Here is an 11,834-nt window from a genome sequence, read left to right as displayed (position 1 = left end):
CCCCACGGCCCAGCACCGCCCCCCGAGAATATGGTCGGGCCCTGCGGCGGGCCCCGGCGCAGGTCAGGGGCAGGATGCCGACCAGGCAGGCACAGGGGCGGCACAGACCCAAGCACAGGGGTAGCACAGGGCCGGCACAGACCCTGTAGACGTGCTGATGGCCGGCCCCCTGGGTCGGGGCCGGCCATCGCTGTGAGTGCGTGCGGGGCAAACAGTCAGATACCGAAGCCGATCGAGCTGACGTAGCTGTAGCTGTCGTAGTCGGAGCCGATGTCGGTGATGATCTCGTCCCAGACGATGTCGAGCATCTGGCCATCCTCGTCGATCCAGGCCTGGATGATGTCGTCCCAGATCCGGTGCCCGCGCACCGTTATCCGCCGCACGGGGATCGAGCGCTCGCGGCCGGGCAGGACGTCGCGTTGGTCGACGGGGTGGATCTCGATCCGGGTGCCGCGGTCGGCCAGGCGCCGTTGCCATTCGACGCCGAGGTTCCGCCGGCGCAGGTCCCAATACGCCGAGTCGATCCGCTGCAGGTTCGCCTTGTTCGGACGCACCGTCTTCGCGACCCAGGCGTCAATCCTCCGCTGCGGGACCGTGATGCCGGCCCGGCGCATCGCGTCCATTCCAGCGGACGATTTCGTGAGATACCGCAGCCGGGCGGAAAGCCCGCGCGCGGATTCCACCGGGGATTTGATGCCGGTGACGTTCCGGTCCATCTCCCGGCCCAGGGCGACCCAGCCGGGGACGCCTCGGGCGCCGTAGAAGCCGAAGTTGGCCCAGCGGCCCGCCATCAGCTATCGCCCCCGCTCCCGATGCTGTACTCGGTCTTCAGCTTCATGTCGGTGAGTTTCCGGCCCTCGGTGAAAACGGCGCGCCAGTCGCCGATGACGTGGAGTTCGTCTGTACCGAGCATGCGGACAACCGTGAGGCCGGCCTGGTGCGCCTTCCACGCCTTCAGCCAGAGGTTCGCGAACGCCTGGGAGCGGATGATGTGCATCCAGTCCGGCCGCCGCATCTCCCGATTCGCGCTGCTCTCCCCGATGGTGGAGACGAACTTCGCGTACATGGCTTTCACGTATTCGAGGGTGACGCGGTCGCCCTCCTCGATCGCCGCATCACGGGCCGCGGCCATCTCCCTCCGGAACCGCTCCAACAACGCCTCGGAGCTCCCGGACGTCCACGACTCGAGGATCCGAGGTGGGGAGCACAGGCCGTACTTCGGGCCCGCGAGGCGGATCAGCAGGCGCAGCGTCGGGTCGGTCACCCACAACGGCCCCGGCTCCTCCCGGTTCCCCAACGGGTTGGGCAGGTCCTCGTGCGCCCAGGCCGGCGGGTCGATCAGGTAGACCCCGGAGCGCTTCCGATCGTAGGCGCCGTCGGTAGAGTGCCGCGGCGCGCCGATCGGCAGATGCGTCTTCAACGCCGACAGGTAGGCGCCGTTCACGTCCAACGCGGTGACCGTCCGGGCGGGACCGGATTCCACGATCCGGTTGCGCCACTTCGGCCGCCCCTCCCAAATCAAATCCGCCCCATCGCGGGACGGCTTCTTCAGGATCGGGATCGCGTCGGTGTCGACGTAGTTGGTGAAGTCGTAGGTGGATCCGACGCGGGTGGAGTTCAGCAGCGCCATGCCGTCCGGGATGGCCCGCTTGATGAGCGCGGCGAGGGCGGCGTCCATGTCACCGCCGTTGTCCTCCAGGACGGCTGCGACGTTCCGGGCGATCAGGCCCGAGGTGTCCTGCCGCTCCTTCACCGGCCGCCCCGGGCCGGGCTGCCCGCCGGCGGCCGCGGCCGGCGTGGCGGCGAGCTCCTGGTCGTCGTTCCCGACCGACGTCGCCGCAGTGAGGGTGGCGCCCGGGGTGCACACCCCGTCCCAGTGCTGCGGCATGCCGGCGGCGCGGTACGGGGTCGGCTGGCCACACAACACACACGGCGCCGGCAGGCCGACGACGGGCTGCCCGGCGGCGTCCCGGTCCGTCACCCGCGCCACCAGGGCTTCGGCGGCCTGTGGGGCGTTCTCCGGCCCGGGAGCCCGCGTGTTGGTCGCGGGCGCCACCGGGGCCGACTCGGACAGCTCTACGGGCGGCTGAGGGCCGCTGGCGTCTTCCGTAGCCTCGGCGGTCGGATCGACGCCGCGATAGAGCACCGCGAGTTCGGTCTCCCTGGAGTAGGGCAGCAGCCGGGCGCGGGCCAGGTCCGGGACCAGCCGCAAGGTGTCGGTCGGGCCGTGCCGGTGATGAGTGACCGTCAGGGCCGCGAGGTCGACGGCGAGGGCGTCGCGGTCAAGGCGCAGCGCGAGGTCGGCTTCCACGACCAGGTCGTCGAGGCCCGGGGTGCCCGTGGTAGCGACGGTGAGCACGGCCGTGTTGACTTCGCGGGCCAGGCGGCGCAGCGCGACGGGCGGCGGAACGGGGGCGGCGAGGTCGAAGTGGCTGACGGGGTCGAGCACGACCAGGGCCAGGCCGTCGATGGCTTGGGCGGCGGTGCGGACCTGCTCCAGGGTCAGCAGGTGGTCGGCCAGGTGCAGCGGTGCCGTGCGCAACCGCGCCGCGACCTCGCCGACACGCTGCCGGTCGGCGTCCGAGAGGGTGCCGGCGGTCAGGTTGTGCAGGTCGGTGTCGGCCTCGGCGGCCAGCACCCGCAACATGATGTCGGAACGAGTTAGCTGGCCGGAGGCGACCAACACCGGCCGCGCCGGGTCGGCGAGCACGGCCGCGCGGGCCATGCCCAACGCGAACGTGGTGGCGCCGGCACCGGGCGGCGCGGTCAACACGACCAGGCGGCCCGGCCGCAACCCGCCCGCCGTCAGGTCATCCAGCCCGGGCAGCCCGGTCGGCACCAACACCTCGCTCGCCGCCGAGCCGGCCGGCGCGGTGAGGCTGTCCAGGAGATCGCCCAACGGCGCGGCGACCGCTTGTGCGGCCGTCGGCCGGGACGGGGCCTGCGTCGGTACCGACTTCGCCGGCGCCGAGATGGTCGTGGTGCTACCGAGGGCGGCCTGGCCGACGAGTTCGGCGACGGGTCGACCACGGCGTGCCAACACCACCGGCTGTCCGTCGGCCGCGCCGCGCACCAGGTCGCCGAGCTTCGGCCTGGCGTCGGTCACCGACCACACCGGCCAACCCACCGCAGTGGGCTCACCGGCCCGGGACAGCGGCACCAGACTCGCCTCCGCACCAGAATCCCGATCCCGCAACCGTGTTACCTGGCCGTCTTCGGCGGCGCGGACCAGTTCCGCCCACCTGCCGCGCGCGGCCTCGATCAGCACCGTCTCCGGCGCAGGGTCGTGCTCGGGCACTACACACCCCCAAACGTAAGGGAACGACAGGGAGACCTTACAGGAAAACGTAAGCCAGGGTGACACTTGATGGGTTGTTGCGCTCCGCCCAGTCGATCCCGCTGTTCATCGGCGCCCCTTGTCGCGGCGACGAGGTGACGGGAGGGAGCGGCGGGTGCGGGGCGTGTAGGCGCGGGCGGCGCAGCGACCGCACAGGCTGCCGAACTCACCGCTGACCGGCCCGCCGCACGGCTGGCCATCCCATCCCGCACATCCACCGTCGGCGTCCCGGATCGTCGTCTCGGCCGACGGAGCGCTGGCCAGCTCCGGCTCCTGCATGACGGAGCCGGCCTGCTCCGCGCCGTGCCGCGGGTTGCCGTTCACGTCGCGCCTCGCCGCGGCGGGGCGTTCCACGGCCTGGTCCTCGGTCCGAGCAGCGAGCGGGGCCGGGGTGTCGGCAGCCCTGTTGGTGCGGGCGGCCGCCAAGGCGCGGACCCGGGTCGTGAGGGTCTCCTCGGCGAACGCGGCGCGGGCTTCGGCGCCGGCCTCCGCCACGGCCTCATTGATCTCGTGGCCGCTGAGACCCGGGAAGTCGCCGGAGCGGCGCTCGAGTTCTTCGGCCATCCGCCCGGCAGCGACAGCCATCCGGTCGACGGCCAGCACCTCGAGGGCGGCCGCCTGGCGCTCGGCGAGCGCGGTCTCAGCAGCCAGCTGCACCGTCACAGCGACATCGGCCGGCGACAGGCCCTGGGCGCGGGCCTGTTCGGCGGCCGCCGTGAGCTCGCGGCGGAGAAGGTCCTCGGCGTCGCGCGCCGCATCGAGCGCGGCCGGCGTCGCCAGCATCCCGTCCCACGCGTCCGGTACCGCGGCCGCCGCGACGAACGCGGCCTGACGCACCAGGTCCTCGGTGCGCCGGCCGGCCGCGCACGCCCCACACAGGCCGTCCGACCGGGGTGTCCCGCAGTCCACACAGGGCCGCGCGAGCAGCTCCGTGCGGGCGGCCTCGAGGGCGGCCAGCGCGGCCTCTCGGCGCTCCTTGGCGGTCTCCCGGGAGGCTTCCTCCTGGGCTCGGGCGGCGGTGCCCTGGGCGCGGATTCGCGCGGCCATGGCCAGCTGCTCGTGGGTGAACTCGCGCATGCGGTGCTCGACTTCAGCGCGCCGTTCCTCGGCGGTGTAGCGGGGGCGGGGCATGGCGGCCGCGACGTCGGCGGCGATGCTCAGGCGCTTCTCGCGCCGGCCCGCTCGCCGGTACTCGCACTCTCCACACGGGCCGCCGGTGTCCAGCCGCACTCCGTCGTCGCACCGCGGGTCGTGGCACCCGGGGCGCTGCGGCAGGCCCTTGCCGATAAGCCAGCCGACCGGGTCGGCCACGGAGGCCGGGCCGCCCTGCTCGGCGAGACGCTGCTCGAGGCGGTCGGCGACGATCCCGGCCGCGCCTTCCGGGCCCACCAGGCGCGTCACCTCACCAACGGCCCTCTGGACGGCCCGGATCACCACGTGTCGGGCCCCGGGCCGGTCCTCCAGACGCTCCCACAGCGAGACCACCGGAGCCAGCGCGGGCACCAGGTGCGGGGGAACCTCCGCCCTCCGGGACCGGGCGCCAGGGCTGTCGACGTTGTGGGAGGGCTGAGATCGCTTTTCCCCGCGCAGCGGGCCCTCAGGAGCGCCGGGCCGCACGGAGGCGACGGCCGTGGCCAGCGTGGCGTGGTCCTCACGCGCATGTGCGTGTCCCCGGTGACGGCAGTCCCCCGAAGCGGCAGAGCCGGCAAAACCAGAGACAACACCCGTACCTTCAGAACCGGCAGTAACCATCTGTGTGTGATCAGCGTGAAGGGGTACGGCAGCGTCGGAACCAAGATCGACGGTCTCTGACGCTGCGTCACCCGCCATGACCTGCTGGTTTTCCGGCCCGAGCGAGGCCTGCGGCACGTCCTGGTCCTCGGGTACGGGAGCGTCGGAACTCTCCCGGGGTGCCGGGCCTGTTGACCGCGCACCCGACCGGCCCGCCGCACGATGCGCCCGACGCAGCCGCGCGTGAGCCTCCGCCACCACGGGAATCACCAGCCGGCCCTGCGGCCCGGTCGGCAAGGCAACGACGCCGTCGGCGACCAGCCGCCGCAGAACCGCCTCGCCCCCCGCCGATGTGCAGCCCAGCAGCCGCGCGACCGTTGCCGCCGCGCGGCCGCGGCGATCCACCGCACCGCCGCACAGCCGCACCGCCCCGTCCGCACGGGCCCGCAGCACCAGGCGCAGCAACGCCAACCGGTCGGTCGACGCCGACCGACCCGTGCGCCAGCCCAGCAACCCGGGCTCGGTGACCGACCCGTCCGCATGCCGCCACCCCGGCCCGAACACCGCCTCACAGACGCGCCACCACGTCGCCAACTCCGGCCGCGTCAACCGCAGCGGATCATCCAGCCGGCCCTCGTGCCGCGCACGCGCCAGCGCCGCGACCTGCCACCGCACCCCGATCGTCCGACCGCGCTGGGCGCCCGGCATCGGCTCCGCCGCGACGTCCTCGCTCACGACCAAACCGCGCTGCAGCCGCGGCCGCACCTCCGTGCGTACCGACTGCCCCGTCAGGCCGATCCACCGCCCCAACTCCCGGCAGGTCAGCACCACATCCAACGTCGCGGCATTCGACTTCGCCGCCACCACCACGGCCGACAGTCGCACAGAATCCGGCGCCCCAACCAGGCCCGGGTCGGCGAGCAACGCCTCCTCGGCCGCGACCAGCCGCAGCCGCATCGCCTCCGTCAACGTCCACGGCGAGGCCGCCTCCCACACCGGCGCCACCTCGAGCAGCTGCTCCCCGCGGCCGTCACGTCGCGACCCCGCGACGGACCGAGACCGTGGCGGCCGCACCGCCACCGCCGCGCTCATCGGGACACCCCCGCGAGCTCCTGGCGGCGGCCGCCGCAGGAAATGACGGACGACCAGGCGGTGTGTAGCAAGGGAGAGAGGCATGCGTTGGCGTAGGTCTTCACACCCAGCCAAGGACGGTGGGGCAGGCTTTTGTGACCGGCCCGGGCCAGCAACATGACCAGCCCGCCCACCACGACACGGCGAGCGGAGCAACGTGAACCACCCGAACGGGTGGCGAGACGGGCAGCAAGGCAGAGATCCCTCATCACACCTGCGACAAGGCGCTCCGCGGGGCCGTTTGTGACAGCCCGAGCAAGCGAACTGCCGGTGACGAGGAACGAAGCGGAGTAGGGCACGGCGATAGAGGTGTCGAACGACGTCCCCGTGTGCCCCTTGGGGGAAGGAAGGGATGTGACGTCCGCCACCCCGCTGGCATGCCTGGGCTGACAGACGACATGTGTGTGGTGCAAGATGAGCACAGCTCCTCTCGCGAAGAGGGCACAACAAGGCCCTTACTTCGGTGGGGGTTGGTTCTGGGCAGAACCGGTACTTCGCTCAGATCCACCCGGGTGGTGCCGGGAGATCAGAGCCTTCGCCTCGACGGGCTAGGTCGGGGCGGCTGCACGACGGGCCGCAGGACCCGCTGGTGGTTGGTAGCCACTGCGCGGGCGCGGCCGGCGATCTACGACATCTCACAACTCCTCAACAGGGCAGAGGACTGTCCGCGGCCAGAACCGGCGCGGAAAATGACGACGGCACCCAGCGGCCGGAGCGACGAGCCAAGCATCGCTACGACGGCGGCGGGTGCCGTGTTGTGTGTTTGTCGAAAGGCAGGGGTACCCTGCTTCATGTCCGACACCTTTCGGGTTCCAAGCTTGGGGTGTTCGGGCGCGGCCTCGGACCCCCGGCAAAGACGGTCCTTGGCCACCGGGCCCCAGCCACTGGCTGAGGGCCCGCTTACATTTGGATCAAGATGTGTGGGCGACACCCTACCGTGGGTGTGAGCGCCATGGGGCAGCCGGGGCAAACGTGTCGCCCCCTCGGTGGAGCCCGGGCACGCCGTCAGCGCTGGGCCCTTCCGGCCCAGTTCTCCACCCGTTCGGAGGAACAACGGCCGGTTGATGCCACGTCGGCCAGCCAACTCGCTCAGCACCGCCTCAGCACACCGCTTCATCACGTGCCGCTTCCTTCCGCCTCGTTGCCAGCGCCGAGCGCGACGAGGGCCAGCCCGTCCTAGTGAACGATGGCGTAGCAGTCGCCGGGCAAGTAGGCCACGGGGCTAGCTCCTATTTTTTAGGGCTAGCCCTTAGGGTTTGTCAAGCGGGGCGGCGGGCCAGCCCAGGTGGGAACGTCCCGTCCGTGATCCCTCGCCGAACAAGGTCTGCGAGCTGCTGGTATTCGGGCTTCACTCGGCAACCGGCCCTGCCTGCCCCGCAGCCATCGGCCCGGGGCAGAGGTGGGCATTCACCGAGCGGGCAGCGGCGGCGAACTCGGCCATCTCCACGACCTTCACTCCTGTGGCCCGCAGGGTCTCGACGCCGACGCAGTCCGCGACGAACAGCGACGGCTCCCGCCACGCGATGACAACCCGGCGGATACCCGCGCCGAGGATCAGCTCGGTGCAGCTGCGAGGGCGAGAACGCCGCCGCGTGCAGGGCTCCAGCGTGCTGTAGATGGTCGCCTGGGCCAGATCGAGCTCCTCGTTGAGCTTGGCGAGCGCGGATTCCTCGGCGTGCACGTGAGCATCTGCCTCTCGGCTGTAGCCGCGCGCGAGCTCAGCGCCGTCCGAGCCGACGACGATCGCACCGACCGAGTACGCGCTCGCGGACGGCGGGCACTTTCTTGACAGCTCGATCGCCTCTCGCATCCAGGTGCGGTCGCTCTCGGTCTCGCCGGCCGCTGTCACTTGCGTTCCTTCGGCGCGTACCGGAACAGGACCACGTCGCCGACGACGCGGGCCTCGAGCAGCCGCATCCGCGACGTGGGACCGCCGGGGTACTGCGCGGGGCTTAGGAAACGTGGCGCGCCGGCCTCGCCCACCAGCAGGGGAGCGACGGCGAGGTGAAGTTCGTCAGCTAGGTCCTGGGCGAGGAACGCGGTGTGGATGGAGCCTCCGCCCTCGACCATGAGCTGCGTGACGCCGCGGCCCCCGAGGTCGTCCAGGAGCCGACCGAAATCGACGGTCTCCCCGAGCGAGACGACGTCGGCGAGGCCGTCGAGCCGAGCTCGCAGCTTCTCCGCCCCCGTGTCCGTCGTGTACGCGACCTTGGCGTCGCCGTGGTGCCAAAACCTCAGCTCAGGATCGAGATCACCAGAGGCGGTGACCGCGACCTTGAGCGGGTAGGCCGGCTTCCCCGCGGCGACTCGGGCCGCCCGCCGATCCTGGCTGTTGACGAGCAACCGCGGGTTGTCCGCGCGCATCGTGCCCGCGCCTATCATGATGGCGTCGGACTCAGCACGGACCTGATCGACCCGATCGAAGTCCGCGCTGTTCGACAACAGGAGTCGCTCCGGACTCGTGTCGTCGATGTAGCCGTCGATGGACGTGGCGACGGAAAGCAGGACGTAGGGGCGGGTCATCAGGTCGAGTCCGTTCTGTTGACTTGGTGCGGGATGACAGCGTCGAAGGCGCTGCGGAACTCACTGACCTCTGTGAGGTCCTTCCAGCGGGCCAAGGCGGCATCGAGGTGGGCGAGCTCGCTTACGATCCGGGCTGAGCCGGTGTCCTCCGCGACCGTCAGTGCCTGCAGTCCGACAGCAGACGCCTGCTCGGGAACACCGGCACCGGCATGTGCCACTGCCTGCCGAGCCAGATAGACGCCTCGATCGCGGTGATACCCACCGGGCAACTGCTCGATCGCCACGGCGAAGGCATCCGCTGCGCGGCCGTGCTGCCCCAGCACCACCAGGCCCTGGGCGCGGTGCACCTCGACGTACGATGCGGTCAGCCACACCCCCCACGGAGACGGGTCTGTCCCCAGCTCCTCCGCAGCTTCCCGAGCGCGGTCGAAAGCACGCTCGCTCGCGTCAGCCTCGCCGCGAAGCGCATGCCCGTACGCCTCGTACGTCTGGCCGACAGTCGCAAGGCGAGTGCCGGGCCGCGCCATCTGCTGGGCAGCCTCAGCGAGGTCCACGACCTCGACCAAGTCGCGCATGTCGCCCGCCAACTGCGACTTCCGTGCCATGACATAGCAGGTCAGGTCCTGGTCGCCCACGGTGTGGGACCACTGCAGGGCCCGGTCCAACCAATAGGTCGCAGCCCGATGGTCGCCGGCGTCCTGGTAGAGCCAGGACGCGAATTCCGCGAACTGGGTCTGCAATTCCATCAGTTGCTGGCGATCCGAGCCAGCGGCCTCTCGACGCAACTGCTGGATCACATCGATGTGCTCCCGCACGGCCGGGATCGCCTGCTGCGGGCCCAACAGGTTGTCGCTGTCGATCAGCAGCCGGCGTAGCTGCCGGAGGTGTTCGATGGGCGTTGAGCCGTACGCCTTCGCGGCCCGCGCTCTGCGCGCGAGCCCGGCATGGGTACTCGCGACGGCAGGCGTTCCAGAACCGAGCATGGCGGCGGCTCCGAGGCCAGCTCCTGCGCTCAGGAATGAGCGCCGAGGAACAGTCACAAAGATCACCGATCCGTCTTGTAGGCGACAGGGGACAGAGATCCCCGTATCCGCCGACGCTCCCTCCTCCAGCAAGCTCTGCGCCAGACCAGATGCGGAGTTGGCCACATGACCACTGGAGTTGGCCACATGACCACGCCCGGCGTCCACATCGTCCCAGCGCCGAATCAGCGTCCCCCCAGCCTCGAGTATCGAGTCCAAGCGCTGCACCTGTTCCCGGCGCGGCTTACGCTCCGCGCGTTCGAATCGCCCCAGGTGGCTGTAGTCAACCAGCGCCTGCCGGGAAAGCTGACGAAGCGCCAAGCCACGCGCTTCCCGAAGCATTCTCAGCTCATATCCCCAGCGGTGTAACGGTGACCGCTCGGGCGTCAACTGCTTCGGTTGCTGGCCCATCCCACCTCCTCTTCGTGGACTGCGTGGCCAGTCTGCCTGGCCACGCGCGACCCCTGCCATGCCCATGGTTCAGCCCTCTAGAACGGAACCACGACACAGCGGAGGTGAGCGACATGAAGGGCCAAGGGGCGAGGGAGGGTCAGGCCTCTTTCAACGGGAGGTCGTCATACGTCAGTTGGATTCGATCTGCTGGTGCGACGGACCGCAGAACTTCTAGGACGCGGCCCTGCGCGTCCTTGGTTACGCGCTCCACCTCCAAGACCGCCACCTTGCCCCCGATCTTCAGAGGAGTGGTCTCGTTGGGGAGCGGAGGGCGGGCCCGGACCTGCTCGCTCAAGCTGGCAGGCGTGATCCCGGCAGCAGCAAGGGCGGCCAGAATGCCGCCTTTGATCTTGCCGTCCCCGGCGATGCCGGCGCTGTCGGCCAATGCTGCCGAGTACCACGCGTGCTGGAGCTGGACTACGTCAATTTCGCCGATTGTGGCGTGCCGCTGGCGATACAGGAGGTCGCTTTCTTGGTCCACGCCGAGAGCGGCGGCGACGTCTGCTGGGCCCGGCCCGCGGGTTACGGCTACCACCCGCATGCGCCCATCCAGTCCCTGGTTGGCCAGCGCGGTCTCCCAGGGCCCCCTGCTGCCGCCTGGGCGCAGTACCCGCGTGTACCTGGCCAAAGGGATGCGCACGGCCGTGCGGTGGCGGACCTGGGTGCCTCCCTTGCCCAACGTGGCGACCAGCCCTTCGTCGACCAGTTCGCCGATCGCGTCTCGTACGGTCTGGCGAGCCAGGCCGTACTGGTCGATCAAGTCCACGATCCGCGGCAGCGTGCTGCCCGCCGGGAACTCTCCGGCGTTGATGCGCTGGCGAAGCTCCTCCGCCAGGTCTCTGTAACCACGCACTCGGGGCCTCCTCTCACAAATCTTAAGGCTAGCCCCTACCGCCCGCTTGACAAGCCTTAAGGGCTAGCCTTAAAAATAAGGGCTAGCCCTTACCGGGGCGCTCGCCCGATCCATCCTGCGTTCGGAGGACAGATCCCATGGACAGCGGCCTTAGCTCGATCACCGCTACCGAGATCCACGACCGGCTGCTCGCTCACGTCACCGCGTGCCTGCCGCCCACCGACTGGCGGTACGCCGACCGTCTGGTGCGGGACATCTGGGCGCTCGCCCTGACGACCGGCGACCGCAGCACCGCCGGCGTTGACGCGGACTCCGAGCTCCCGGCCTGGCTCGCCGCCGCGGCCCGCACGGTCCTGCGCCGGCACCTCCACCCCGCCGGCGTCCTGGCCGACCAGCTCACCGCGCCGGTCGTCCGCGTGGTCCGTGTCGCCGAGGTCCGCCAGCTGCACACCGTGCTGTCCCAGCACAGCGTCGTCGACGCGCCGGTCGCCGCCTAACTCCCGGCCCCCACGGGGCCGGCCTCGCGGGCGCCGGGCCTCACGGCCCGACACCCTCCACAACCGCATAGGGCGGGGTGACGAAACACGAGGTCCCCCACTGACCCACCCTTCTCTTGTGATTGCGGCTGCCCCCGCTCCACAGCCCCGCCTCAGCGCGGCGACCTGTGGGGACGCGGACGACGCAACCACGCCCAGCGACGACGAGGAAGGAAGACCCCGTGAGCACGACGCCCGTGGCGAGCAAAGGCAACCGCCGCTGCAACGGCCGGCCGCCCCTGATGCTC

General features: G+C 70.8%; 8 protein-coding genes. 1 reads left to right on the top strand and 7 read right to left on the bottom strand.

Going from position 1 to position 11,834, the window contains the following annotated elements; translation table 11 throughout:
- Positions 1 to 215: 215 nt before the first annotated feature.
- The 7 genes from E1265_RS25235 to E1265_RS25205 all read right to left on the bottom strand — a co-directional run bounded on the left by E1265_RS25235 (position 216) and on the right by E1265_RS25205 (position 11,050).
- Entirely contained in the window at positions 216 to 791 is a 576-nt protein-coding gene (locus E1265_RS25235) for a transcriptional regulator (RefSeq protein ID WP_132933306.1), read from the bottom strand.
- Positions 791 to 3,298 carry a type II toxin-antitoxin system prevent-host-death family antitoxin gene (locus E1265_RS25230; protein WP_165953874.1) on the bottom strand — a complete coding sequence of 836 codons (2,508 nt, stop codon included), beginning with the start codon at positions 3,296 to 3,298 and terminating at the stop codon, positions 791 to 793. The genes E1265_RS25235 and E1265_RS25230 overlap by 1 nt, the downstream gene beginning before the upstream one ends.
- 105 nt (positions 3,299 to 3,403) lie before the next feature.
- Positions 3,404 to 5,992: a hypothetical protein gene (locus E1265_RS25225; protein WP_132933304.1), complete on the bottom strand. Its 2,589-nt coding sequence runs from the start codon at positions 5,990 to 5,992 to the stop codon at positions 3,404 to 3,406.
- 1,555 nt (positions 5,993 to 7,547) lie between these two features.
- Positions 7,548 to 8,048, bottom strand: coding sequence for a deaminase (locus E1265_RS40805; protein ID WP_347877249.1), 501 nt, complete (start codon positions 8,046 to 8,048; stop codon positions 7,548 to 7,550).
- Entirely contained in the window at positions 8,045 to 8,722 is a 678-nt protein-coding gene (locus E1265_RS40800) for a RibD family protein (protein WP_347877248.1), read from the bottom strand. The genes E1265_RS40805 and E1265_RS40800 overlap by 4 nt, the downstream gene beginning before the upstream one ends.
- Positions 8,722 to 10,155, bottom strand: coding sequence for a helix-turn-helix transcriptional regulator (locus E1265_RS37285; RefSeq protein WP_165953873.1), 1,434 nt, complete (start codon positions 10,153 to 10,155; stop codon positions 8,722 to 8,724). The genes E1265_RS40800 and E1265_RS37285 overlap by 1 nt, the downstream gene beginning before the upstream one ends.
- A gap of 139 nt (positions 10,156 to 10,294) precedes the next feature.
- Positions 10,295 to 11,050, bottom strand: a complete 756-nt coding sequence (locus E1265_RS25205) for a GntR family transcriptional regulator (RefSeq protein WP_132933302.1) — start codon at positions 11,048 to 11,050, stop codon at positions 10,295 to 10,297.
- A gap of 137 nt (positions 11,051 to 11,187) precedes the next feature.
- Between E1265_RS25205 and E1265_RS25200 the strand changes: the two genes are divergently transcribed.
- Positions 11,188 to 11,547 carry a hypothetical protein gene (locus E1265_RS25200; protein ID WP_132933301.1) on the top strand — a complete coding sequence of 120 codons (360 nt, stop codon included), beginning with the start codon at positions 11,188 to 11,190 and terminating at the stop codon, positions 11,545 to 11,547.
- Positions 11,548 to 11,834: the final 287 nt, after the last annotated feature.

Origin of the sequence: Streptomyces sp. 8K308, from assembly GCF_004348315.1 — a bacterium.
In the GTDB taxonomy this organism is placed as follows: Bacteria; Actinomycetota; Actinomycetes; order Streptomycetales; family Streptomycetaceae; genus Streptomyces.
The sequence above is the reverse complement of the archived record's forward strand: the minus strand, read 5'-3'. Positions and strand labels throughout refer to the sequence as shown.